Consider the following 21,823-nt stretch of genomic DNA (forward strand, 5'->3'; position numbering starts at 1 on the left):
ACCGCGTAGCAGCAGGGGCAGGAGAGAGCCGCCCCCGGCGAGTATCTGGCTGATAATGTGGGGGTCGGAGGTTCAAGTCCTCCTAAGCGCACAGCACTCGCCCTGAACTCCGGTTCGGGGCGTTTCTGCTTTCAGGCCTGGCTTCCGGCCTCTGTCGCGGTGACCCGCGCCGCGCGACTCATGACGGTCCTACGGGTCCGTGGGAAACCAGACGGAGGCCTGACCACACTGGTCGGTAGTGCGTTCGCCTTGCTCGGGTATCGCGTGGAGGCGGCTGATCGAGACCAGGTATCGGCCTGGGCCGGCTGACTTGAGGTCGCGGTCGTACGAATCGTGGTCGTACGGGAAGACCTCCACGTACTCATCAAAACGCTCGTCCTCGTGACTGACAAGGCACAACACGTGCCAGTCTGCATCTTCGGGAGCGGCCGTCCCCTCCATCCAGCCCTCGGTGGACGGGAAGCGTTCGCGATAGAACTCGACCAGTTCAGCCTGCTCGGAGCTCCCGATATCGATCACGACCTCCAGGCCCCGCATGGGGTCGTCGTCGTCCCAGCCCTTCGCGTCCGCGATGACCGTGGCGTTGGGTGGCACGGGCGGCTCGTCCGGGTAATCGAAGTCCGCACCGTAGATCGGGGCACACGCTGTTAGCGCGGTCATGCCGATGAGGCACGAGGCCAGGCCAAGCGCGCGCAGGAGTGGGCGATCCGTCACGCAGTCACCCAATCAGTCAGACGCAATCGGCGCGCCCGAATCCAGACGAGACGCGATGCTGTCCCCAGTTCTGGCGACCCGCAGCTGTCGCATCAATCGACCGAGCAACCCAAGCCATCAGCGCCCCTGAGTCGTTTCAGAGCCGGCTGGACGCGTCGTGGTCGTGGGTCGGGACGACCCGCATGAGGTGGCGAGCCAGGTGCAGACGGTGGAGGGTGGCGAAGGCGGCGTCGCGGTCCTCGTCGACGAGGTCTCCGGGGAAGGCCGGCTTCTGCCTGATCAGGTCGATCTGGTCGTAGTGCCAGGCGGCGTCGCCGGCGATCAGGACCCAGCCGGAGGCGGTCCGGGCGAGGACGCCGATGCTGCCCGGCGTATGACCGGCGAGCTCGACCAGCAGGACGGAGCTGTCGCCGAACAGGTCGTGGGAGGCGGTGAAGGTGGCGACGGGCGGGCCGTCGAGGTCGTACGTCTCCACCGGGCGGCCATCGGTCAGGGCCGGACGTACGCCGCCGACGGGCGGGCGACCGGGGCCGAGGATCCAGTCGCGCTCGGTGGTCCGCAGGTGCACCGGGAGGCCGGGCAGGTCCAGGAGACCGCAGACGTGGTCCCAGTGCGCGTGGGTCGGTAGGGCGAAGTCGGGCCCGACCTGCGCCGCGTGGAGCGAGTTGACGGTGGGCACCGTGTCCGAGGGCGGCGTGACCAGGCGGCGTAGCAGCACCGGGAGCTCGCTCAGCGCTCGATCGGGGGCGTCGCGGCAGTAAGAGGGATCGACGACGAACGTCGCCTCGGGATGACTGATGACGAAGCAGGTCATCGCGTTGCGTACGCGCCGTACGAGACCGGCACCCTCGATGAGACCGCCGGCAGGCAGGGCGCGCGGCACCTGGGGCATCGTTCGTACCGTCACCGTTCGATCACCAGGAGGCAGCCCGGCGTCGGTGATCGCGGCGAGGAGGCGTTCGTCCGGGCGCCGCGGACGCAGCAGTCCGCGGCAGAAGCCACCCAGGGCGCCGAGCATCTCGCGGGTCGTCGGTGTGGCAGGAGAGGCAGTGGGATCGCTCGTCACAGAGGGAACGTACCGACCCGCGGACGGTACGCCATCCGCCCAAGGTAGGAACCGCATGCGAACATCGGCATCATGACGAAGATCGACCTTCCGTTCGACCTCGACTCCATCCCGGGCCGTACGCGCCGATGGGTCCGAGGCGGGATGAAGCGCACCGACAGGTGGGGGCGGAGGCTGGGTGGGCGCGTCGGCCCGCTCATCCCCAACACGCTGGCCACCGGTGGCGCCGACGACTGGACGCCGCAGGGGCTGGGCTATGACCCGGAGACCAATCTGCTGGCCCAGAGCTACTACTCCCATGACAAGGGATCGGCGCTGGTGCTGGTCGGTCTGAAGAGCGGCAAGACCGTCGCCGAGGTGCTGCTGGTGGGCCACCACGGCAAGGCGGGCCCGGGTCACGCCGGCGGCGTCGCGGTCGACGGCGACGACGTCTGGGTGTCCAAGGGCGCCGGCGGCGGCACCGGCAGGCTTTACCGCTACTCGCTGTCCGCGATCCGCGAGGCGGAGAAGGCCGCCGAGATCGAGCCGATCGAGGCGCCGGTGAAGGTGGCGGCCGGCTCCTACTGCCGGATCCGTGGCAACCAGCTCTACGTGGGCGGCTTCGGCAACCAGACGCTGTTCGCCTACGAGAAGGGGGCGAACGGTGAGTGGGACTTCTCCGAGCCGGTCGTCTCGACCACCACGCCGCCGAAGGTGCAAGGCGTCGTCGTGCGCCGCGACGAGTACGTCTTCTCCTCCTCGTTCGGCCGGCACCGGCCCAGCACGATCTTCGTCTGTGAGCGGAAGCCCGACGGCAGCGTCGGCGCGGTGCGACGCAAGTTCAAGTTCCCGAACATGGCCGAGGCCATCGTCGAGGTCTCCGGCGAGCTCATCACCACCTACGAGTCCGGCGCCTCCCCCTACAGCCGGCCCTCGGCGCGCGGGTTCGGGATCCTGACCGGCCGGATGTGGGCGAGCACCCACATGACCCTCACCCCCATCGCCTCCCTGGGCCTGGCGCCCGACCCCGAGGCCGGTTGATTTCGTACGCTTCATGGCGGGCCGGTACGCTTTCCGGGTCTAACGGGCAGCGATGCTCACCACGACTCGCAGGAGAAGACATGAAGAAGATCGTCCTCGTACTGCTGGCCGCGGCTGGCATCCTCCTCGCCAAGAAGAAGCTCGACCAGTCCAACCCCGAGAAGGGTCACTGGGCCGAAGCGACCGACAAGGTGAACTGACCGACGGACACCCGTCCGGGGCGTTGGCGCAATTGGTAGCGCACCTGCTTTGCAAGCAGGGGGTTAGGGGTTCGAGTCCCCTACGCTCCACCAGGTCAGAGGCTAGTTTCAGCCTCGCGACCAGGCCGAATCGGCCAAGTACAGCAGCAAAGTACAGCAACGAGTCCGCTGAAGTGCGCTCGATCATGACGCCTCCGGACCACGCTCGAACTGCTCGCCGAGGCGCTGCAGAGCTTCGAGGGTCTTCTTGTTCGTCGCCTTCGCGTAGATCTCCATCGTGGTCGAGATCTTGCTGTGGCGAAGGATCGCCATCGTGATGCGCGGGTGCACTTCGAGCGCGACCAGGAGCGAGGCGCACGCCTTGCGAGTGGCGTGAACGGTCGTCTCCCGAACTCCAGCCTTCTTGATCCGAGCCTTGAACGCGCGGTGGAAGTTGCGCGGATCGACAGGCCCACCGAGGCGCGTCGTGATGACAAGGCCCGAGTTCTCCCAGGCATCCCCCGCCTTCAGCTTCCACTGTTCCTGGAGCAACTTCTGACCACGCAGCGCCCGGACAACCGGCGCAGGCAGAGGAAGTGGGGCCTCCGATGCGGCCGTCTTCAGACGCCGGCGGACCAGGCGACCGTTCTCCCGCTTGATCTGCCATTCCAACGAGGCCGTACCGGTGTCTGAATCCTCATCGAGCTCGACCTCATCCCAACCGAGACCCAGCAACTCGCCCTTCCGCAGCGCGAACAGCAGGAGCAGGACGTACGCCGCATACCACTGATCCCGGTCATCCTCGGCGCTCTCCAAGAACTGCCGCGACTCCTCGACCTCCCAGACGGGATCCTTCGACTTCCGAGGTACCGGCACCTTGAGCAGCGACGCGACGTTACGTGTCACCAGGTCGTCGCGGACTGCAGACGAGAGCATGCTCAAGAGCACCGTCCAGGCCTGGTGACGTGTCCACTCCGAGGCGATCTGCTCACAGCACTCCCCCTTCGCGCAGCATCGCGCCTTGCCGGTCTCGGCACGCCGAGCGTCCTTCTCCTGAGCGCAGCACTGGCACCGGGTCTTGTGGTCGTTGAACCACTTCTGCACGTCCCGCAGCGTCAGTTTGTCCAGGCGCTTCTTGCCGAGGTACGGAACGATGTAGAGCCGGGTGAACATCTCGTAGTTCTCGTAGGTCTTGTGCACCAGAGTATCCCGTTCGGATTCGGTAGTCTTGTGATGGCGGTCAGCCATTTGATTGATGAGTACTGGCTTTGACCGGGCTTCTAGTTGAGCCATCCATCCGCTATTGCAAGAGGTGCAGGCAACCTTCAGAACCGTGTCAGCAGCAGGTGCCGGACGATTCTTGATCTCGACAGGCATCACCTTGAGGCCCGACACCTCTTGCATGCCGTAGCTCAGCCCGGTGTTCCAACTGCTGGCAAGGTCGCCCTCTGGTCCTGTATGGCGGCTAAGCCATTGCGGCCAGAGGTGCTCCCGGGTGAGACGGGAATCGGAATCGCAGAAGATGCACGTACGACGCTTGCTGTTGTCCGCCACGCCGAGGAGTCTGCCGCGGCCTCGAGTCGCGATCTTGGCGACTACGCTGGCGCGGTCCCCAATATCGGGGATGACCGGCTTGCGCCGTGGTGATGATGACCCATCAGCCTGCTCGAATCAGCACCGGGCCAACGTGTTGATCGTCTAACGTGTCGCTGTGACCCAGAGCGCCCCCATCCACCAGCTAAAAGTTCGACTCCAGTCGTTGACGATGAGCGGTGGTGACGTCTTGCCGATCTCACCCCAGGGCGTCACGTGCATTGTCGGCGGCAACAACGTTGGAAAGTCGACCCTGTTGCGTGATATCGAGGCATTTCTCGGACCTGAGGGGCATTACGCTAAACCGCTGGCGCTCAAGGGGCTCAGTCTGCATAAAGATCCGCTTGAAGACGAGCATGCCGCGCGGGCCTACCTTGACGATCATGCATTTCGATTGCCCCAACAGCCATCGCGGCCCCAGGCGTACCAGTCGGCGCTAGGTGCTGCCCAGACCACCGCCGAACAGTTGATGATTTCGTACCGAGATCGAACGCACGGCCTAGGTGGCGTTTCGAACTTTTTTGTCTGGTACGCAACCGCAGGACAGCTGGCCAACTCGGTCGTCAGTGGCCTTGGCATGATCGGTGAACCGATGGTCGGTAGCCCGATCGCCCGGCTCTACCGCGATCCGAGCCTCGAGGACGAGCTCTCGCAACTCGCTCGCGACACATTCGGCGAACCCCTAGTTCTCGACCGAGTAAATGGGGACGTCAGGCTCCGCGTTGGGGACCCAGGTGTCGAGCCGCCCAACTTCCGCTGGCCCTCCGTCGAATACGCAAACGCTGTTCGTGATCTCACGCCGTTGAGCGAGCAGGGCGACGGGCTCAAGAGCTTCTTCGGGCTGGCCCTCAACGTCATCGCCAACTCCGCGCAAATCCTACTCATCGACGAGCCCGAGGCCTTCCTGCATCCGTCACAGGCCAAGGCTCTTGGGCGATGGCTCGGTCAGCAGGCTGTCGGACGCGACCTACAGATCATTGTCGCGACACACGATAAGGACTTCGTGCTAGGACTTGTCGGTGCGGCGGAGCAAGCCGACCTATCGCTCGTCCGACTTACTCGCGATGGATCCGCGACACATGCGACGACAATCAGGCACGATAAGATCACGGCCACGTGGAACGATGCCGTACTTCGGTACTCGAACGTCCTCCAGGGCCTGTTTCATTCAAGAGTTGTCATCACCGAAGCAGACGCTGACTGCCGGTTCTATGGCGCCGTGCTCGATCAACTCGGGAACGAGGAAGGGATGCGCCCACTGGTGGACGACACCTTGTTCGTTCCAGGCGGCGGCAAGCAGGGTATTCCGGCGATGGCTAAAGCCCTCGCCGACCTCAGGGTAGAGACCTTCGCGATCGTCGACTTCGACACGCTTAATAACAAGCGTGTGCTTAGTGCCATCGTGGACGCAGTTGGAGGTTCCTGGAGCGACAAGCTGCAGAACCTCTACGTCGTGGTCACCAACGCCGTGAACGCCACGAAGGGCGGACTTTGGGACTCCCTGAAAAAGCAAGGCCTCGCCGCTATGCCGCCTGGCGACGTGTATAGAGCCGCCACCGACCTCCTGAACGCCCTGCAGGAGATGCGGGTCCTCGTGGTGCCCGTGGGCGAGATGGAAGGCCTCGACCGCTCCATCGGCTTAGAAAAGAGTGCCTGGGTCAACGCGATGCTCGCGGACAACCGCCACATCACTTGCGCGGAGGCTCGTTCGCTGCTTTCCCCGCTCCTGCGTGAAGTCGAGAACTCAGTCCGCCCGGCCGCACCGACCACGGAGTCTGATTTGCCGTTCTCGTGAGAACTTTCTCTACTGACTCAAGGCGCGCTCCGCGCGCTGGCCCGCCGCCGGCGGGCCAGGGACCCCCGCGCTCCGGGCATGCGGCCTGGCGGCCGGTCCCTACGCGCACCCCCGTCCCTCCGGCTATGGGCCAAAACGAGAAGAGCGCCCCAAGCCCGTAGGCAAGGGACGCCCTCGACCAGGCGCAGCAGCTCCATCAACGCGTATCAGCGAACAGCCTCACGACCTGGTCTTTCCCCAGCGTCGTCGCCATCTCCCTGGCCGTCTTGCCGGCGCCATTGACGATATCCGGATCCGCGCCAGCCTCGACAAGGCAAGCCACCGTGTCGACCGACCCATCCGAGCTGAACACAGCACGCCACAACGCCGTATTACCGAAGCGATCTTGTGCATTCACGGGCGCGCCAGCAGCCAGAAGGACCCGAACTGCCTCAGCCCACGACTGCTGGGCAGCGAAATGCAATGCCGTGAAACCCTGCTGATCAGCAGCAGCGACATCGTCTCCAGCCGACAGACGCGCCTCGATACCAGGCACGTCACCCTCCAACGCGCGATAGTGAAGCTCCTGACGCCCAGCGCGATCCATACCCGCAAGTCTCACCTGTCCTGCGGCTTCAGCGCCACAGTTACGTACGTATCCCGGTTCGACGGCGTTGGCTGTCGCGTCGGCCGCCAGGCACTGCGACTCGCTGATGACGAGGGGGCGGGAGCTGCTGCTGACGGTGGCGACACTCCCCGCGACGCTTCTAGCCTCGATAATGTTGGGCAGCGTGGGGGCGAGCCCCCAGACCCCCGCAGATGGGGCCACTCTCGGGAAGACGTAACGCTTACCCCTGCCACCTGCCGCCCCAGCGTGCTTGAGAGCTAGAACGAAGATGACGACCAGGAGCCGCCCGAGGGTCGCGCCGACGTACAGCAGAGAAGTACAGCAACGATGGCGAAGTACAACACCGATCCATGCTCGAAATCGGCTCTGGCCAGCGCTCAAACGGTGCTCAGCGATGGTGTCGCCGACACTTTGCAAGCAGGGGGTTAGGGGTTCGAGTCCCCTACGCTCCACCCACCCTGACCAGGCAAAACGCGAAAGCGACTGGGCTGGAGTCAGTGGCCGAAGGGCCAAATCCTGACGAACTGCCTGACTACGCCACGTCATCGTCGTCACCTTCCTCGTCCTCGGTGTCTTCGCCGGCGTCCTCGAGGGAGAGCGGAAACACGCTGTCCATGACGCTGGCTCCAGACTTGATAACCGTGCGCAGTTCGTGCCGGTAGACGAGCCCAGTTACCGCCGTGCCCTTGTGGCCCATGGGTCGCGAGATTTCCTCGACCGGTATCGCTCGCTCAGACAAGATCGAGACGAAGGAATGCCGCAGCTCGTACGGCACCGCCTGAACATCCTCGGCGAAGGCCGAGAGTGCGGTGCATCAAGGATCAACGCAGTAGGTAGGCGAACGAACGTCCGACGGCGTTGATCAACACAGCGATCGCGGTCAGCCCGGTGATCGCCGTCCACAAGATCCTGTTGAGCCATTCCAAGCCGCTCAGCGGAGCGTCGGCACTCACTTCTCTTGGCTGTCGACGGCCGAACGAGAGCGTGCGCTCCGTCATCTCCATCAGTTGCCTGTTGTGGGGAACGCTCCACCGCCACCAGGCGTAGGAGGCGAGCCCGAGCAGAGCCCCCGCAATGAACGTCGCAAGTATGTTCATATGTCATCCCCGTTCACCCGGTCGGGCAAACCTAGCGGGTGAGAGCCCCGCGCGGGAAGAACGTCACAGCACCGGCCATTAGGACGCCGCCAGCGAGGAAAGCGCGGCGTCGAGCCCGACAACTGAGGCCACCGTGCCCTCAACGCTGTTTCCCGCTCGAACCATGTCTTGTACGACCGGGGCAAGCTCCAGAACCTCCGCCAAAGGGGGCCGGTGCCCGACGAAGTGGCGCTCCGCGCCCGCGATACGGGCTAAGTAGATGTACAGCAGCGAAGTACAGCAACGATGGCAAAGTACAGCACAGATCGATGGCCGAAAAGGCGGCTCTGGCGTCGGCCAGTCACGTGCCCTGATCGCGCAAACCCCGACGAGGCCGTGTGTCGTCGGCTAACTTTGGCGCGAACACTCTGTCGGGAGGACCGGGTCTGGTGGTCGCGCTCAGCTTCGTCACCGGGGCCATGCTGGCACTCGGCGCCTTTCTCGCCTGGTTGTCACTGATGTGGTGGCGCTGGATCGTTCAGTACAACCGACGACTGTTCGACAAAGAGGTTCATTCGGGGTGGCCCGTTCAATTCGAGTGGCGACGCCTTGAGTGGCAGGAGTTGAAGCCAGGCGAGAAGCTGAATCAGGTCTTCGGCACTGTGTTCCTTGCCGCGCTGGCCGTGATGGTTCTCGCTGCAGGCCTGTCGGGATGTGTGCGGATCCTGATGGAATTGGTTGGAATGGTGCTCCAGTGAGTGGCCGTCCCCGTGCGGTCGTGATGTGTGATCCGCCAACTGACGTGCGACAGACCTCCGATAACTGGTCCGCGACACCTACGACGCCCTCAGCGCCCCGTCGGGTGACAGACTGCCTGAATGTCTGTCGCCGCCGCACAAGCTGCAGCCTTTTACGCCGAGGTCGCCGAGTCGGACCTGGTCTTCACAATCCGTGACGAGGAAGGCTTCCCCGCGCCGATGACCCCGTCCGGAGTCCGGTCGCAGCCGTTCTGGTCGAAGCGGAGCCGGGCTGAGTGCATCATCAAGAATGTCGCCGCGTACCAGGGCATGCACGTGGTTGAGGTGGCTCGTGACGACTGGCTCAACAAGTGGCTTCCTGGCCTCGAGTCGGACGGGATGCTCGTCGGCATCAACTGGAGCGGCCAGGCTGCAACCGGTTATGACCTCTCGCCGAGTGACGCTGTCCGAAACGTCAGTGCTCTCACGCAGGGGTGACGCGCTCGAATCGTCCGTCCTCAGGACGTAGTTGCGACCAATCAGCGACCGGTATCGCACATCGATGCAGCGCACGCCTGCTCTCCATCGCACGCGAAACTTTCTCTACTGACTCAAGGCGGCCTGGTGGCGGGCCCCTACTTGCCGCGCAAATGAAGAAGTGCGCCTCAGTCCGAAGACCTAGACACTCACTCCCTCCGGCATCATTCACCCATGCCGATCAGCCCCATGCGTTGCTGCGACGAGCTCCACGAGCAGGCCGAGCTCAAGTGCGACATGCATCCCGAGCCAGGATCGTGCGGCGACTACCTCATCGGCTACAGCCCCGAGTTCGACGAGCACGGCATCTGGGTCCACAACGGCCCTGACGGATCCGCCTACTCGTGGCACCACATCCACTTCTGCCCGTTCTGCGGAACCGAACTGCCCGAAAGCCGCCGAGACGAATGGTTCGACCGCCTCGAGGAACTGGGGATCGAGGAGGCACGCCCCGAAAGAGATGCTCGCCTACGGCTGGTGGCGGGCCGCAGCCAACTAGCAGGCCACCAAGGTCAGGCGACGCATCCGACAGGGGTTAGGGGTTCAAGTCCCTACGCTCCACCACCTCCGATCAGGGGTGACCAACGTGGTCGCCCCTGATTCTCACTGGACGTACGTGGGGTTCCGGCTGGTCAGCCGGGCGTCGTCGGGATCACTCTGTCGATGACGGTGTGCAGGTGGTCGCGGAAGCGGTTGAGGGTGGCGGGGTCGCCGGTCGGGACGCGGTTGCCGTCGGTATCGATGAAGCCGGCCTGGGCGAACGAGTGGGCCGTCCACACGATGGTGAAGACGAGCATCTCCACGTCGACGTCGGCACCGATGCCCGCGCGGGACAGGGCGGTCCGGACCGCGCTCGCGACGTCGGCGATCAGCGGACCGGCGAGGTCGCTCTCGAACTCGATGAGGTCCTTGCCCTCGGAGAGCCAGCGGCGCATCCACAGCGCCGGCACCTCGCGGTGTTCGAGGCAGAAGCCGAGGTACGCATCGACGAAGTCGATCAACCCGGCCATGGTCTCGGCAGGGGTCGGACCTGTGGACTCGAGGTGCTTCAGTGCGTCGAGCACGACCGTGCGCTGGGCCTCGTGGGCGCGGCGCATGACCTCGCGGTAGAGCTGCGGCTTGCTCCCGACGTGGTAGGCGACGGTGGCGATGTTGAGTCCGACGGCGTCAGCGATCGCGCGGGTGCTGGTGGCGTCGTAGCCACGTTCCGCGAAGAGATTCGTCGCGGCGACCATGATCCGCTCTCGACTGTGGGTGTCGTCGACGCTCATGGCCCGAGGATAACTGTCTCCATCACTTGTTGGAGAAATCCTCGGAAGAACCTTGTCCTGCTCTCCATCATGCGATTGACTGACGCCGATTCGGAGACATCCGGAGACTTCAGGAGGGTTCATGGACATCACCGACGTGGCGGTGATCGGTGCCGGCGCGGCCGGGCTGACCGCGGCGAAGGCGTTGCTCGAGGAGGGGCTCTCGGTCACCGTGCTCGAGCGCGGTGACCGTCCGGGCGGGCTGTGGGCACGCGAGAACGCGAGCGGTCTGTCGTCCGCCTACGACAGCCTCCATCTCAACACCAGCAAGGGCCGGACCGAGTTCGCCGACTTCCCGATGCCTGCCGACTGGCCCGCCTACCCGTCCGCGGACATGATCGCGAGCTACCTGGCCGCCTACGCCGACGAGCACGGCGTGACCGGGCGGATCCGCTTCGGCGCGACCGTCACCGGCGTACGCCGCACCGGCGAGGGGTGGGAGGTGACCGTGACGGGTCCCGACGGCGTGGTGGCCACCGGGACCCACGACGCCGTGGTGGTCGCGAGCGGCCACAACTGGGACCCTCGCTGGCCGGACCCGGCCTACCCCGGAGACTTCTCGGGCCGCCAGTTGCACGCCCATGACTACCGTTCGCCGAGCGTCTTCGCAGGTAAGCGGGTGCTGGTCGTCGGGATGGGAAACTCGGCGATGGACATCGCCGTCGACGCCTCGCAGGTCAGCGACGGACCGGTCCTGCTCTCGGCGCGGCGCGGGACCCACATCGTGCCGAAGTACCTCTTCGGCCGTCCGGCAGATGCAACCGGCGCCGCCCTCGCGCGGCTCCCCTGGCGTCTCCGGCAGCGGATCGCCGAGACGATGCTGCGGGTCGCGGTCGGGCGGCCGGAGGCGTACGGACTGCCGGCGCCGGCCGGCGGACTGTTCCAGAACCATCCGACGATCAGCGACACGATCCTGCACCGGCTGACCCATGGCGAGGTGGTCGCGCGGCCGGGGATCGAGCGCTTCGACGGCACCACTGTCAGGTTCACGGACGGCAGCGCGGAGGAGGTCGACGTCATCGTCTGGGCGACCGGCTACCAGGTCAGCCTGCCGTTCCTGGGCAGCGAATGGACGGGCGACGACCCCGAGTCGATGCAGCTGTTCATGCGGGTCTTCCACCTCGAGGACCCCACGCTGGCATTCACCGGCCTGATGCAGTCGACCGGTGCCGCGCTGCCGGTCGTCGAGGCCCAGGCCAAGCTCGCCGCGGCCTGCTTCAGCGGCCGCTACCGGCTCCCCGCGCCCGCCGCGCAACGGGCCGCGGTGACCAAGGCGTACGCCGCGGCACTGGCGCGGTGGGGGACGAAGCGGCCGATGATGCGCATCGACTTCGACCAGTACGTCGCCGCGGTGCCGCGGGAGATCGCGGCGGGCATCGGTCGTGCCGCCCGACCTCGGACGCCATCGATCACCAGTGAGGAAGCCCGCGCATGAGCAACCGGAGCAGGCAGAGCCAGCAGGACGTACGCGGCAAGCGGGTCCTGATCACGGGAGCGTCGGGCACCATCGGCCGCGCGCTGGGCGCCCGGCTGGTCGCCCAGGGGGCACTGGTCGTCGGGCTCGACCTCCACCCGATCGGCGATGAGCCCCATCCGGTCATCACGTGCGACATCACCGACGACGCGGGCGTCGTGACGGCGGTCGCCGAGGCCATCGAACGGCTGGGCGGAGGGCTCGACGTCCTCGTCAACAACGCGGGCATCGGTGGTCCGGCACCCGCGGAGCTGCCTCCCGGCGAGGAGGTACGCCGCCAGCTCGACATCAACCTGGTCGGCACCTGGCGGGTCACGGCGGCATGCGTCGACGCGCTCGTCGCGAACCGTGGCCGCGTGGTGATGGTCGCCTCGCGGATGGCCGTGCTCCAGCTGCCGCTGGCTGCTGCGTACGGTGCGTCCAAGCGGGCGATGGTCGCCTACGCCGATGCGCTGCGCCACGAGCTCGGCACCCATGTCGGGGTCACCTGCGTCTATCCGTCGGCGGTGCGCAGCCCGATCCACGACTCGACCGCGGCCGCCGGGCTCTCCCTCGAGGGGATGAGCACCTACGAGCCGCTGGAGGGCGTCGTGGACGCGATCGTCCGCGCCGCCCTGTCGACCCGCGTACGCCGCGACGTCACCACCACGCGCAAGGGAGCGATCGAGTTCTTCATCGCCCGCCACCTGCCGGCGGTCTCGGACCGCATCGTGCGACGCACCCTGGCCGAGCGTGCGCGCGCCGGCGCCTTCGACGCCGCTGACCTCGCCGCCGGGGTCGTGCGCAGGCATCGGGAGCTGGCATGACCACGCTGCCGGCCGTGCGCCGAGCGCCCGTCGGGACCTTGTCGGAGTACGGCATCGGCTCGATCGGGATGGGCGTCTGGGTCACCGTCCCGGGCCTGTTGCTGCTCTACTTCCTCACCGACGTGCTGGGCGTCGCCCCCTTCCTGGCGGGCCTGACGATCCTGGCGCCGAAGGTGATCGACGTGATCGTCCATCCGATGCTCGGCTCGCGCTCGGACCGCGAGGCCGTACGCCTCGGGCACCGTCGCTCGATGATGACCCGCGGGGCCCTGCTCGGTGTGGCGCTGGCAGCGCTGTTCGCCGTCCCCGCCGGGCTCGACGGCTGGTCGGCCGCAGCCTGGGTCTGCTGCTGGTTGGTCGTCGGCAACCTGCTCTTCGCGAGCTTCCAGGTGCCCTACCTGACGACGGCGTCGGACCTCGACATCGGCTATCACGAGCGCACCCGCGTCTTCGTCTACCGGATGGCCTTCCTGACCGTCGGGCTGCTCGGTGCGGGGGTGGTCGCCCCGGCGCTGACGGCATCCGGCACCCGCTCGGCGTACGGCCTGATGGCTGTCGTCCTCGGTGTCGTCATCGTCGTGACCGCGTTCGTCGCCATCCGAGGCGTCCGGCGGCTCACCGCTGCGTGTGGGGTGCGGCCTCCGGAGCCGGGATCGGCCCACTCGGTGCTCGACGACCTCCGCGTCGCCTGGAGCGACCGCAGCTTCCGGTTCCTGGTGCTGTCCTACCTGCTGACGGGTACGACCACCCATCTGTTCCTGGCCGCGCTGCCCTTCGTGACCGACCACATCTTCGACGACAAGAAGCTCACGGCGCTGCTGATGGGCCTGTTCCTCGGCCCCGCGCTGATCGCCGGACCCGGCTGGCGTGCCCTCTCGCGCCGGATCGGCAAGCAGCGCGGGCTGCTGCTGTGCCAGTCGATCTTCGTGGTCGGCTCGCTCGTGCTCCTGGCCGGGGCGGCGGTCGGGATCGTGGTCACCGCTCCCGCGGTCGTCGCCCTCGGTGTCGCCTTCGCCGGCCTGCAGCTGTTCGCGTTCTCGATGGTGCCCGACGTGGTGGACGCCGCCCGCTCCGCCGGCGTCTCCCGTGCGGGTGCCTACACCGGAGCGTGGACGGCGACCGAGGCACTCGGCACGGCGCTCGGCCCCTACCTGTACGCCGGGGTGCTCGGCATCGGTGGCTTCGTGTCGGGCACCGCCGGCGAGCAGATCGTGCAGCCGCACTCGGCGCTGGTCGCCGTGCTGGTCGGGTTCACGATCGTTCCCGCCGTCCTGATGAGCGGGGCGATCCTCCTGCAGCGCCGTTACGAGCTCGACCCGACCGCCTCTTGAAGCAGGGAGGCGTACGCGGGTCGCAGCTCGTCGGACCGGGCCATCACCTGCTGGACGACGAGGGCCGAGGCTTCCTCGGTCAGGGGTGCGGGGCCGTCGTCGAGAAGACCGGCGAGGTGGTCCAGGCAGACGTGCCAGCCGACGGCGGTGTCTGTGTTCGGGGTGGGGTCGCCGAACCAGGTGGTGAAGGTCAGGCGGGTGCCGTCGTCGGTGGGCTCGAGGTCGAAGCGGAGCATGTCGGTCAGCTCCTCGCGACCGTCCATCCCCCAGGTGAACTCGAAGGTCCGGGGCGGGTTCCACACCCGCAGCTCTCCTTCCGAGACATAGCTGCTCGGGTCGACACCCATCTCCTCGATCGCGTCGGTGGTGCTCGCCAGCTCGAGGCCCTCGGGCCAGAACGGGAGGCTCAGGCGCGCTCCGGCGGCACGCTCACCGACGATGTCGGTCGGGAACCAGTGCCGCAGGCCGTCCGGCTCGGTCAGTGCCCGCCACACCTTCTCGGGTGAGTGGCGCAGCAGGCGTACGTAGCGAAGGCCTGTCCGCTCGCCGTCGCGGAGCACCTCGCCCATGGGTCCGGTCGTCGTGGTCATCTCTCGGTCTCCTCCTCGTGTTCAGGGTCATCGAGCTGGTCCAGGTGTCGCTCGAGCGCATCCAGACGATCGGCCCACCTCCGGCGGTACGGCGCCAGCCACTCCTCCAGCTCCCGGAGTCGCTCGGGGTGGAGCCGGTAGTGACGGCGCGGTCCGTCGACGCGTACGTGAACCAGATCTGCCTCACCCAGGGTCCGCAGGTGCTTGGACACGTTGGGCTGGGCTAGCCCGAGGGTCTCCGCGAGCTCACCCACCCCCATCTCGCGCTGACAGAGCAGGTCCAGGATCTGTCGACGGGTCGGGTCGGCGATCACGCTGAAGACGTCTCGGGTGGGCACGCCTCAAACATGCCGCAAATGGAATATGCCTGTCAAGGCATGTCTTGTACGAGCGCTCAGACCGCGATCGCGATCAGCGCGATCGCGGGTAGGACAGAGGACGCGACCGTGCCTCTGACGCTGCCGCCGCGCGGGAGCCAGAAGCCGAGGGCGTCGGCGACGCCCATGAACAGCGAGGCGAGCAGCATGTAGATGCAGGTGACGACCACGACGGTGATGCCGGTGGACTCGTCGCCGACGTTGACCATCCACAGGCCGATGAGCGTGCCGACGCCGGCGAGGGCGTTGCGGGCGCCGATGCAGAACGACCACAGGTGGACGTTGCAGATGCCGTGCGGCTCGATCCCGAGGAACCGCTGGACCTCGGGGCGGTGGATGAAGAAGGCTTCGAAGGGGAAGACGGCGATGAGGATCAGTGCGGAGATACCGGCACTGAGCTGTGCGACTGCGTTCATGGTGACCTGCTCGGGACGGGCCTCGGCGCGCGAGGCTACGGAGATCGTGGAAGCAACACGCGTCCGGCGGAGCCCCGTGAACAGACGGCCGTCTGGACACCGGAGAGCGGTATGATAGTCAGTCTTGCTGACTATATTGATCAGGGTGCCGCACAGTGTCAAGGGTCAAGGGGTTCGATGGACGTCGCAACGCTCATGCTCATCGCCTACCGGGCGATGGACGAACGGGTCATCTCCGCGATGCGGGACGCCGGCTACAACGTGACCGTCGCGCAGGCTCGGCTCGCCCAGCGCATCGCCGAGGACGGCTCGCGCCTGGTCGACCTGGCCGAGCAGGCCCAGGTCACCAAGCAGACCGCGAGCGTGCTGGTCGCGGCGCTGGAGCGCGAGGGGCTCGTCGAGCGGGTCCCGGACCCGGTCGACGGCCGTGCGCGGCTGATCAGGTTCACGGCGGCGGGAGAGGGTGCCGCTGACCGTGCTCGGGAGGTGGTGATGGGCGTCGAGCAAGAGTGGAACGATCACCTCGGTCCCCGCTTGGCGTCAGCCCTGCGGGAGGCGCTCACCTCGCTGCGTGAGCTCGTCGATCCGTACCGGTGACGCTCAGCCGGCGGTGGCCAGCAGGAGGACGAGCCCGACGACGTAGAGGGCGACCGCGAGCACGCCGCCGGCGACCACGACCAGGACGGCGAGCTTCTTGCGGGCCAGGCGGACGATCCCCCAGATGCCGAAGACGAGCCAGCAGATCCACGGGGTGAAGACCATCACCGCGACGCCGATGTTCATCATCGTGTAGTTGCAGGAATCGGAGCATCCGTCGCTGGCCATGATGGAGAGCGCGCCGAAGAAGCTGGCCATGACGCTCGCGCCGAAGCCGAGCACGATCAGGACGATCGTCAGCACCACATCGGCCGACGAGCCACCGAACCCTGCCGTTGTTCGCGGTGGTGTCCCCGGAGGCGTCGTCGCTGTCATGGTGCTCAGGATAGGGGCCGGAACGGGCGGTGCGATTCTTCGGGAAACCGCGCCAGACAGGCAAATTGCTGGTAACCGACAGACCGCAATGAAGATACATTCCCTAAACAGGTTCGCGGCGATTGCGCAAGGGGCCTAATACCTATCGTCTCGATATTTGGACCTATCACTCGTTTGAATTCCGTACGGCGGAACAAAGTGGTCTCGAACTTAGGAAACCCTTTGGTGTGGGCGCCAGGAAACGCTTCTGACGAACCCCTCCACCGCAAAGTCCGAGAGGTCAATGTTGTGGGCGCAGAGTCCGTAGTCACCCGGGTCGAGATGACCCCGGCAGAGTCCCAGGCCGCAGCCGAGCTGTCGGAGTCCTTGCTCGCCCGATTCGAGAGCCCGGTCTCCTCGGAGTTCCTCGAGACCGCGCCGTTCCTCGGCGGTCAGCTTCCGGAGAGCGTCGCCCAGGCGATCCGCGCATTCCGCTACGGCGATGCGACCGACGCCCTGGTGATCAGTGGCCTCCCGGTGACCGCCGGCCCGACCCCGCCGCACTGGAACCACCCCGACGCCCAGGCGCCGCACATGGCCGACTTCTGGCTCGCCCTGATCATGGCGCAGCTCGGCGACGCCGTCTCCTGGTCCTCGCTGCAGGGCGGCCAGCTGGTCAACAACATCCTGCCGATCCAGAAGCAGGAGAGCCTGCAGACCGGGCACAGCAGCGACGTCGTGCTCGACCTGCACATCGAGGACGCGTTCAGCAACCTCCGCTGCGACCACCTTGGGCTGATCTCGCTGCGCAACGAGGACATGATCCCGACCACCGCGGTCGGCATCAGCTCGATCGACGTGACCGGCCCTGAGTACGCTCCGCTGTTCGAGCCGCGCTACGTCATCCACCCCGATGACGAGCACCTGCGCAACCTCCGTGAGGCCGGCGTCAACGAGGGCGAGCTGCTCGCCGCGCCGACCGCGGTGCTCTCCGGCTCCCCCCAGGCCCCCGACGTCCGGCTCGACCCGCCCTACATGGCGGCGCTGCCGGGTGACGTCGAGGCCGACCGGGCGCTCCAGCTGCTCATCATGGAGCTCTCCGCGAACGTCGAGGACGTCGCGCTGGCCCCCGGCGAGATCCTCATCGTCGACAACCACCGTGCTCTGCACGGCCGCAAGCCCTTCACGGCTCGCTACGACGGCACCGACCGTTGGCTCCGCCGCCTCACGACCGTCAAGGACCTGCGCCGCAGCCGGGTCGCTCGGTCCGAGGCTTCCTCGCGGATCATCGACCCGGTGCTCGAGCCTCTTCCCGCATCCCTTGAGGTCACAGGCGCTGGTCGCTGACGCTCGGGATCCAGGAGGCCGCAGGCGCGTTCCGCCTGCGGCCTCCATCTATTTCGCGAGGGCCCGGCCCGGAGACAGGCGCCTTCTCAGTGGGACGGATGTGCCACCTACCGTGACGGCGATCGGGAATACTCGTTGGGGTGAACGTGAGGCGATGGGGCATGTGCGTGCTGGCCGTCGGGCTGGCGCTCGCGCTGGTCGGCTGCGGGGACGACAGCGAGCCGAAGAAGCCGGACGCGGCGGCGTCGGAGGACACCTACCCCGTGTACGCCGCGACCATGGACCCCGCCCAGGCAGCCATGACGTTCGTGCCGGTGGGCGCGAAGACGCTGGCGGTGACCGACTACGACGAGGTGAAGTCGCTCTTCGGGCTCGATGACATCACCAGCCGGTCCAGTCCCGCGGACCAGCGTGACCTGTGGAACCGGGCCGACAACGAAGCTGCCCAGGTCAGTGGTGGTCTGCTGCGTGGGGTCGACCAGCGCCTGCAGGACACCTACAAGTGGGGCGCGGCCGACGTGACCTGGGAGGCCAGGTTCACCGGGGATGGCAAGGACGGCTTCGTCATCAAGGTCTCCGACCGGGTCAAGCCGGAGAAGGCGATCAAGGCGGGCGTCGGCCCGCTGAAGGGTGCGAAGTTCGACCCGGAGACCCACCTGATCACCAAGCACACCGCAACCCCCGACGCCGAGAACTGGGCCGCGCAGCAGACGATGCTCGCCGTCGCCGGTGGCCCGGCCACCTCGACGTACGTCGTGAAGGGCTGCGCCGAAGGCGGGCCGAAGGAGAAGACCCGGCTGGCGCCGGTGGAGGCCTACTCGGTCGAGTTCGGCGGCGGGCTGGCCACGCTGCGTCTGGGCGAGGACCGTGACGACCTGTTCTACCGGCTGAAGCTGGGTGATCAGGTCGCTGCGTACAAGAAGGTCTTCACCCACGGTGTCGCCGACCCGTCCTCGGGGCGGATCGGGTTCCGGGTGAAGAGCCCTGTGACGGCTTCCACCCTGGTCACCAGCGAACCCGTCCCATTCGCGGTCTGTGACTAGGTCCCCGTACTCTGGGGGTGCTATGGCCGCCCAGACCAGTCCCCCGCGCAGTGCCTTCTTTCGTGGGGTCTTCTCCCCCAGGTTGTGGGGTGCGCACGCGCTGATGGTGATCTTCGTGACCGGCGCGGTGCTGCTCGGGGTCTGGCAGTATGAGTCGAGCCAGCAGGACAAGCAGGACCAGGTCGCGGAGCTGGTGCATGCGAAGCCGAAGGCGTTCACCGACCTGATCGGCCCCAACGATGCCTTCCCGTGGGAGCAGATCGGCCGCCCCGTGACCATCTCCGGCATCTGGATGCCCGAGGAGACCATCTTCATCGACGGGATGGAGCGAGGGTCTCAGGTCGGCTTCTGGGCCGTCACGCCGGTGCTCGTCGAAGACACCGGGTCGGCCGTCTACGTCGTGCGCGGCTGGACCCCTGAGGTCGGCACCGCCCCCCCGGCGCCGCGCGGCCACGTGACCGTCACCGGCTGGCTGCAGCCCAGCGACTGGACCGATGTCGCCGACGACCGCAAGTCCGACAACGTCTTCCCGCAGCTGGACGTCTCCGACCTGATCTCGCGCACCAGCTACGACCTCTACAGCGCCTACGTCGTGCGCTCGCCGGTCGAGGACAACTGGCCCGCCAGCTCGATGCCGGTCAACGACGGCGCCACGGACGTCGCCGACGTACCCGCGCCGCAGCTGCCCGAGCCGGAGGCAACGACGGGGCTCCGCAATCTCCTCTACGCGATCGAGTGGTGGCTGTTCGGGATCTTCGGGATCTACGTGTGGTGGCGCTACGTGCGTGACACCCTCCGCCCCCGGCCCGACGACGAGGGCGACGATGGCGACGAGGGCAGCGGCAGCGAAGAAGACCCTGAGAAAACCACTCAGGATCTGCGCGTACGCTCAGACGCGTGAACAAGCTGTTCGGCACCTACAAGGTGCTTGCGTACGTCGTGGGTGTGCTGCTGCTCGTCGGCACGATCTCCTCGCTGTTCAAGTATCTGCTCCCGGAGGGCACCGCCCTGCAGTCCTTCGGAGAGGCGATGACGCCGCTGTGGGTCGCCCACGGCTGGATCTTCATCATCTACGTGATCGTCGCCTTCCTGCTGACGCAGAAGGCCCGCTGGACGATCCCCGAGTTCCTGCTGATGATGATCGCCGGCCTGATCCCGGGGCTGATCTTCTGGGTCGAGCGCCGGGTGGCCGCCCGGATCGCACCCAAGCTGACCGCGGACGCGACCTCCTGACGTCTGGCCCGCGACCGGCGTTGTGGGAGGATCGAGGGGTTACATCCCGTACCAATCCCAATGTCGGAAGGGCAGGTCATGGCTGACCAGAAGGCCATCCTCCACACCAATCACGGTGACATCACGATCACCTTGTTCCCCAACCATGCTCCGGAGACGGTCGCCAACTTCGTCGGCCTCGCGACGGGGACCAAGGAGTACACGGACGACGCCGGCCGCTCCGGTGTCCCCTACTACGACGGTCTCGGCTTCCACCGCGTCATCGACGGGTTCATGATCCAGGGCGGTTGCCCCCTGGGCACGGGTACGGGCGGCCCGGGCTACACCTTCAAGGACGAGCCGCACCCCGAGCTCACCTTCGACAAGCCCTACCTGCTCGCGATGGCCAACGCCGGCCCCGGCACCAACGGCTCGCAGTTCTTCATCACCACCGGCCAGGCGCCGTGGCTGAACTTCAAGCACACCATCTTCGGTGAGGTCGCCGACGAGGAGTCGAAGAAGGCCGTCGACTCGATCTCCAACACCAAGACCGGCGCGATGGACCGCCCGGTCGAGCCGGTCGTCATCGAGACCGTCGAGATCGTCTAGTTGTCCGACTCGACCCCGGTCGGGGTGCCGGTCTGCTACCGCCACCCCGACCGTGAGACGCATATCCGCTGTCAGCGCTGCAGCCGGCCCATCTGCCCTGACTGCATGACGGGCGCCTCGGTCGGCTTCCAGTGCCCCGAGTGCGTGCGTGAGGGCCACAAGTCCGTACGCCAGCCCAAGCGCTTCACGGGCGCGCGGGTCGGGTTCCGGGCACTCCCGGTGACCTTCTCGCTCATCGGCGTCAATGTCCTGGTCTGGCTGAGCATCATCCTCACCGGCGGGTCCGGGTCGAGGATCGCCGACTTCCTCGCGATCCGTCTGCAGGGCTACTGCCTCACGCCGGACGGCGGGTTCGCGGTGCCCAACGACGTATGCCGGGCGAGCGGCTACACCTGGATGCCAGGAGTCGATGACGGAGCGCTCTGGCAGCTGCTGACCTCGACGTTCACCCACGTCTCGATCATCCACCTGGCCGTGAACATGCTGTCGCTCTACATGCTCGGCTCGTTCCTCGAGCCGATCGTGGGCCGGCTGCGGTTCCTGGTCTTCTACCTGATCTCCGGCCTGGCGGGCTCTGCCCTGGTGGTCTGGGCCGCGGCACCGGCCGGGTCGACCGTCGGCGCTTCCGGCGCGATCTTCGGTCTCCTGGGCGTCCTGGTGGTGCTCTTCGTCAGGGCCGGGCAGTCGCTCGCCCCGCTGCTGCCGGTGCTCCTGATCAACGCGGGCATCACCTTCTTCGGCAGCGGCATCTCCTGGCAGGGCCACGTCGGTGGCTTCGTCGGCGGTCTCGTCGTCGCGGTCATCTTCACCCAGTTCCGGGCGGACCGGAAGGCGCCGTTGCAATGGGCCGCGCTGGGTGCCTTCACGTTGGCGCTGCTTGCGCTGATCGGCGTACGGATCCTGATGTTCTGACGCCTTCGAGGTAGGTGTTTTCGGGGCGTTTTCACCGCGTGCGCAAATCCACAGGTGTGGATGAGGCTGTGGAGAACTACACCCGTGTAACGCAAAGCGGCGCAAACCAAAGGTTTGCGCC

The 21,823-nt window shown here is 66.7% G+C and carries 26 protein-coding genes, 1 tRNA gene and 1 pseudogene; 17 read left to right on the top strand and 11 right to left on the bottom strand.

What is annotated here, in order from left to right; all coding sequences use genetic code 11:
• Window positions 1–189: 189 nt before the first annotated feature.
• Both ABZ796_RS00575 and ABZ796_RS00580 read right to left on the bottom strand, forming a co-directional pair.
• Complete coding sequence (locus tag ABZ796_RS00575; RefSeq protein WP_357333684.1) at window positions 190–714, bottom strand: hypothetical protein; 525 nt, start codon at window positions 712–714, stop codon at window positions 190–192.
• Window positions 715–850: 136 nt separating this feature from the next.
• Entirely contained in the window at window positions 851–1,780 is a 930-nt protein-coding gene (locus tag ABZ796_RS00580) for an MBL fold metallo-hydrolase (RefSeq protein ID WP_357333685.1), read from the bottom strand.
• Window positions 1,781–1,852: 72 nt separating this feature from the next.
• On the opposite strand from ABZ796_RS00580, the gene ABZ796_RS00585 reads away from it, so the two are divergent.
• The 3 genes from ABZ796_RS00585 (at window position 1,853) to ABZ796_RS00595 (ending at window position 3,093) form a co-directional block, all read left to right on the top strand.
• Window positions 1,853–2,800, top strand: coding sequence for a hypothetical protein (locus ABZ796_RS00585; protein WP_357333687.1), 948 nt, complete (start codon window positions 1,853–1,855; stop codon window positions 2,798–2,800).
• Window positions 2,801–2,880: 80 nt separating this feature from the next.
• Window positions 2,881–3,000, top strand: a complete 120-nt coding sequence (locus tag ABZ796_RS00590; RefSeq protein WP_357333689.1) for a DLW-39 family protein — start codon at window positions 2,881–2,883, stop codon at window positions 2,998–3,000.
• Between the two features lie 17 nt (window positions 3,001–3,017).
• Window positions 3,018–3,093 (top strand) — tRNA-Ala (locus ABZ796_RS00595).
• Window positions 3,094–3,183: 90 nt separating this feature from the next.
• Here the strand turns inward: ABZ796_RS00595 and ABZ796_RS00600 are convergent.
• Window positions 3,184–4,533, bottom strand: a complete 1,350-nt coding sequence (locus ABZ796_RS00600) for a site-specific integrase (RefSeq protein ID WP_357333690.1) — start codon at window positions 4,531–4,533, stop codon at window positions 3,184–3,186.
• 157 nt (window positions 4,534–4,690) lie between these two features.
• On the opposite strand from ABZ796_RS00600, the gene ABZ796_RS00605 reads away from it, so the two are divergent.
• Complete coding sequence (locus ABZ796_RS00605) at window positions 4,691–6,367, top strand: AAA family ATPase (RefSeq protein ID WP_357333692.1); 1,677 nt, start codon at window positions 4,691–4,693, stop codon at window positions 6,365–6,367.
• A gap of 196 nt (window positions 6,368–6,563) precedes the next feature.
• On the opposite strand, the gene ABZ796_RS00610 is transcribed toward ABZ796_RS00605, so the two are convergent.
• The 3 genes from ABZ796_RS00610 to ABZ796_RS00620 form a co-directional block, all read right to left on the bottom strand.
• Window positions 6,564–6,953, bottom strand: a complete 390-nt coding sequence (locus tag ABZ796_RS00610; RefSeq protein ID WP_357333694.1) for an ankyrin repeat domain-containing protein — start codon at window positions 6,951–6,953, stop codon at window positions 6,564–6,566.
• Window positions 6,954–7,506: 553 nt separating this feature from the next.
• Window positions 7,507–7,749 carry a hypothetical protein gene (locus ABZ796_RS00615; RefSeq protein ID WP_357333696.1) on the bottom strand — a complete coding sequence of 81 codons (243 nt, stop codon included), beginning with the start codon at window positions 7,747–7,749 and terminating at the stop codon, window positions 7,507–7,509.
• 46 nt (window positions 7,750–7,795) lie between these two features.
• Window positions 7,796–8,071, bottom strand: a complete 276-nt coding sequence (locus ABZ796_RS00620; RefSeq protein WP_357333698.1) for a hypothetical protein — start codon at window positions 8,069–8,071, stop codon at window positions 7,796–7,798.
• A gap of 428 nt (window positions 8,072–8,499) precedes the next feature.
• Here ABZ796_RS00620 and ABZ796_RS00625 point away from each other — a divergent pair, with 428 nt between their 5' ends.
• Both ABZ796_RS00625 and ABZ796_RS00630 read left to right on the top strand, forming a co-directional pair.
• On the top strand, window positions 8,500–8,808 hold the full coding sequence (locus tag ABZ796_RS00625) for a hypothetical protein (protein WP_357333700.1): 309 nt from the start codon (window positions 8,500–8,502) through the stop codon (window positions 8,806–8,808).
• 120 nt (window positions 8,809–8,928) lie between these two features.
• Window positions 8,929–9,285 (top strand): DUF2750 domain-containing protein, encoded by a 357-nt coding sequence (locus ABZ796_RS00630; protein WP_357333701.1) that lies wholly within the window; start codon window positions 8,929–8,931, stop codon window positions 9,283–9,285.
• A 671-nt stretch (window positions 9,286–9,956) separates the two neighbouring features.
• Here the strand turns inward: ABZ796_RS00630 and ABZ796_RS00635 are convergent.
• On the bottom strand, window positions 9,957–10,595 hold the full coding sequence (locus tag ABZ796_RS00635) for a TetR/AcrR family transcriptional regulator (RefSeq protein ID WP_357333703.1): 639 nt from the start codon (window positions 10,593–10,595) through the stop codon (window positions 9,957–9,959).
• 121 nt (window positions 10,596–10,716) lie between these two features.
• Between ABZ796_RS00635 and ABZ796_RS00640 the strand changes: the two genes are divergently transcribed.
• The 3 genes from ABZ796_RS00640 to ABZ796_RS00650 are packed head-to-tail and all read left to right on the top strand — an operon-like array spanning window position 10,717 to window position 14,245.
• Window positions 10,717–12,069: an FAD-dependent oxidoreductase gene (locus ABZ796_RS00640; protein ID WP_357333705.1), complete on the top strand. Its 1,353-nt coding sequence runs from the start codon at window positions 10,717–10,719 to the stop codon at window positions 12,067–12,069.
• Window positions 12,066–12,914: an SDR family NAD(P)-dependent oxidoreductase gene (locus ABZ796_RS00645; RefSeq protein ID WP_357333707.1), complete on the top strand. Its 849-nt coding sequence runs from the start codon at window positions 12,066–12,068 to the stop codon at window positions 12,912–12,914. The genes ABZ796_RS00640 and ABZ796_RS00645 overlap by 4 nt, the downstream gene beginning before the upstream one ends.
• Window positions 12,911–14,245, top strand: coding sequence for an MFS transporter (locus tag ABZ796_RS00650; protein ID WP_357333709.1), 1,335 nt, complete (start codon window positions 12,911–12,913; stop codon window positions 14,243–14,245). The genes ABZ796_RS00645 and ABZ796_RS00650 overlap by 4 nt, the downstream gene beginning before the upstream one ends.
• Here ABZ796_RS00650 and ABZ796_RS00655 read toward each other — a convergent pair.
• From ABZ796_RS00655 to ABZ796_RS00665, 3 genes are read right to left on the bottom strand one after another with little or no spacing between them, the layout of a single operon-like run.
• Complete coding sequence (locus ABZ796_RS00655; RefSeq protein WP_357333711.1) at window positions 14,218–14,835, bottom strand: SRPBCC domain-containing protein; 618 nt, start codon at window positions 14,833–14,835, stop codon at window positions 14,218–14,220. The two genes, ABZ796_RS00650 and ABZ796_RS00655, sit on opposite strands and share 28 nt — an antisense overlap.
• Complete coding sequence (locus ABZ796_RS00660) at window positions 14,832–15,173, bottom strand: metalloregulator ArsR/SmtB family transcription factor (protein WP_357333713.1); 342 nt, start codon at window positions 15,171–15,173, stop codon at window positions 14,832–14,834. The genes ABZ796_RS00655 and ABZ796_RS00660 overlap by 4 nt, the downstream gene beginning before the upstream one ends.
• Window positions 15,174–15,229: 56 nt before the next feature.
• Window positions 15,230–15,628, bottom strand: a complete 399-nt coding sequence (locus tag ABZ796_RS00665) for a DUF1304 family protein (RefSeq protein WP_357333715.1) — start codon at window positions 15,626–15,628, stop codon at window positions 15,230–15,232.
• 177 nt (window positions 15,629–15,805) lie between these two features.
• Between ABZ796_RS00665 and ABZ796_RS00670 the strand changes: the two genes are divergently transcribed.
• Window positions 15,806–16,225: a MarR family transcriptional regulator gene (locus tag ABZ796_RS00670; protein ID WP_357333717.1), complete on the top strand. Its 420-nt coding sequence runs from the start codon at window positions 15,806–15,808 to the stop codon at window positions 16,223–16,225.
• Window positions 16,226–16,228: 3 nt separating this feature from the next.
• Here ABZ796_RS00670 and ABZ796_RS00675 read toward each other — a convergent pair whose 3' ends face one another.
• Window positions 16,229–16,600 carry a hypothetical protein gene (locus ABZ796_RS00675; protein ID WP_357333719.1) on the bottom strand — a complete coding sequence of 124 codons (372 nt, stop codon included), beginning with the start codon at window positions 16,598–16,600 and terminating at the stop codon, window positions 16,229–16,231.
• Window positions 16,601–16,888: 288 nt separating this feature from the next.
• Between ABZ796_RS00675 and ABZ796_RS00680 the strand changes: the two genes are divergently transcribed.
• The 7 genes and pseudogenes from ABZ796_RS00680 (at window position 16,889) to ABZ796_RS00710 (ending at window position 21,702) form a co-directional block, all read left to right on the top strand.
• Complete coding sequence (locus ABZ796_RS00680) at window positions 16,889–17,926, top strand: TauD/TfdA family dioxygenase (RefSeq protein ID WP_357333721.1); 1,038 nt, start codon at window positions 16,889–16,891, stop codon at window positions 17,924–17,926.
• 140 nt (window positions 17,927–18,066) lie between these two features.
• Window positions 18,067–18,969 (top strand): hypothetical protein, encoded by a 903-nt coding sequence (locus ABZ796_RS00685; protein WP_357333723.1) that lies wholly within the window; start codon window positions 18,067–18,069, stop codon window positions 18,967–18,969.
• 22 nt (window positions 18,970–18,991) lie between these two features.
• Window positions 18,992–19,870 carry an SURF1 family protein gene (locus tag ABZ796_RS00690; RefSeq protein ID WP_357333724.1) on the top strand — a complete coding sequence of 293 codons (879 nt, stop codon included), beginning with the start codon at window positions 18,992–18,994 and terminating at the stop codon, window positions 19,868–19,870.
• Entirely contained in the window at window positions 19,867–20,202 is a 336-nt protein-coding gene (locus ABZ796_RS00695) for a DUF3817 domain-containing protein (RefSeq protein WP_357333726.1), read from the top strand. The genes ABZ796_RS00690 and ABZ796_RS00695 overlap by 4 nt, the downstream gene beginning before the upstream one ends.
• A 78-nt stretch (window positions 20,203–20,280) precedes the next feature.
• Window positions 20,281–20,790, top strand: coding sequence for a peptidylprolyl isomerase (locus ABZ796_RS00700; RefSeq protein ID WP_091044367.1), 510 nt, complete (start codon window positions 20,281–20,283; stop codon window positions 20,788–20,790).
• Window positions 20,791–20,814: 24 nt separating this feature from the next.
• Window positions 20,815–20,892: pseudogene (locus tag ABZ796_RS00705) on the top strand (hypothetical protein); the annotation flags it as partial.
• Window positions 20,893–20,895: 3 nt separating this feature from the next.
• Window positions 20,896–21,702, top strand: coding sequence for a rhomboid family intramembrane serine protease (locus ABZ796_RS00710; protein WP_357334146.1), 807 nt, complete (start codon window positions 20,896–20,898; stop codon window positions 21,700–21,702).
• Window positions 21,703–21,823 lie beyond the last annotated feature (121 nt).

This window comes from Nocardioides sp. NPDC047086 (assembly GCF_040643685.1).
Taxonomy (GTDB): domain Bacteria; phylum Actinomycetota; class Actinomycetes; order Propionibacteriales; family Nocardioidaceae; genus Nocardioides.

Coding starts and splice junctions, on each gene's coding strand:
- ABZ796_RS00645 (WP_357333707.1), top strand. CDS start 12,066: ATGAGCAACCGGAGCAGGCAGAGCCAGCAGGACGTACGCGGCAAGCGG.
- ABZ796_RS00670 (WP_357333717.1), top strand. CDS start 15,806: ATGGACGTCGCAACGCTCATGCTCATCGCCTACCGGGCGATGGACGAA.
- ABZ796_RS00635 (WP_357333703.1), bottom strand. CDS start 10,595: ATGAGCGTCGACGACACCCACAGTCGAGAGCGGATCATGGTCGCCGCG.
- ABZ796_RS00640 (WP_357333705.1), top strand. CDS start 10,717: ATGGACATCACCGACGTGGCGGTGATCGGTGCCGGCGCGGCCGGGCTG.
- ABZ796_RS00675 (WP_357333719.1), bottom strand. CDS start 16,600: ATGACAGCGACGACGCCTCCGGGGACACCACCGCGAACAACGGCAGGG.
- ABZ796_RS00710 (WP_357334146.1), top strand. CDS start 20,896: ATGACGGGCGCCTCGGTCGGCTTCCAGTGCCCCGAGTGCGTGCGTGAG.
- ABZ796_RS00630 (WP_357333701.1), top strand. CDS start 8,929: ATGTCTGTCGCCGCCGCACAAGCTGCAGCCTTTTACGCCGAGGTCGCC.
- ABZ796_RS00585 (WP_357333687.1), top strand. CDS start 1,853: ATGACGAAGATCGACCTTCCGTTCGACCTCGACTCCATCCCGGGCCGT.
- ABZ796_RS00620 (WP_357333698.1), bottom strand. CDS start 8,071: ATGAACATACTTGCGACGTTCATTGCGGGGGCTCTGCTCGGGCTCGCC.
- ABZ796_RS00650 (WP_357333709.1), top strand. CDS start 12,911: ATGACCACGCTGCCGGCCGTGCGCCGAGCGCCCGTCGGGACCTTGTCG.
- ABZ796_RS00610 (WP_357333694.1), bottom strand. CDS start 6,953: ATGGATCGCGCTGGGCGTCAGGAGCTTCACTATCGCGCGTTGGAGGGT.
- ABZ796_RS00665 (WP_357333715.1), bottom strand. CDS start 15,628: ATGAACGCAGTCGCACAGCTCAGTGCCGGTATCTCCGCACTGATCCTC.
- ABZ796_RS00590 (WP_357333689.1), top strand. CDS start 2,881: ATGAAGAAGATCGTCCTCGTACTGCTGGCCGCGGCTGGCATCCTCCTC.
- ABZ796_RS00690 (WP_357333724.1), top strand. CDS start 18,992: ATGGCCGCCCAGACCAGTCCCCCGCGCAGTGCCTTCTTTCGTGGGGTC.
- ABZ796_RS00655 (WP_357333711.1), bottom strand. CDS start 14,835: ATGACCACGACGACCGGACCCATGGGCGAGGTGCTCCGCGACGGCGAG.
- ABZ796_RS00700 (WP_091044367.1), top strand. CDS start 20,281: ATGGCTGACCAGAAGGCCATCCTCCACACCAATCACGGTGACATCACG.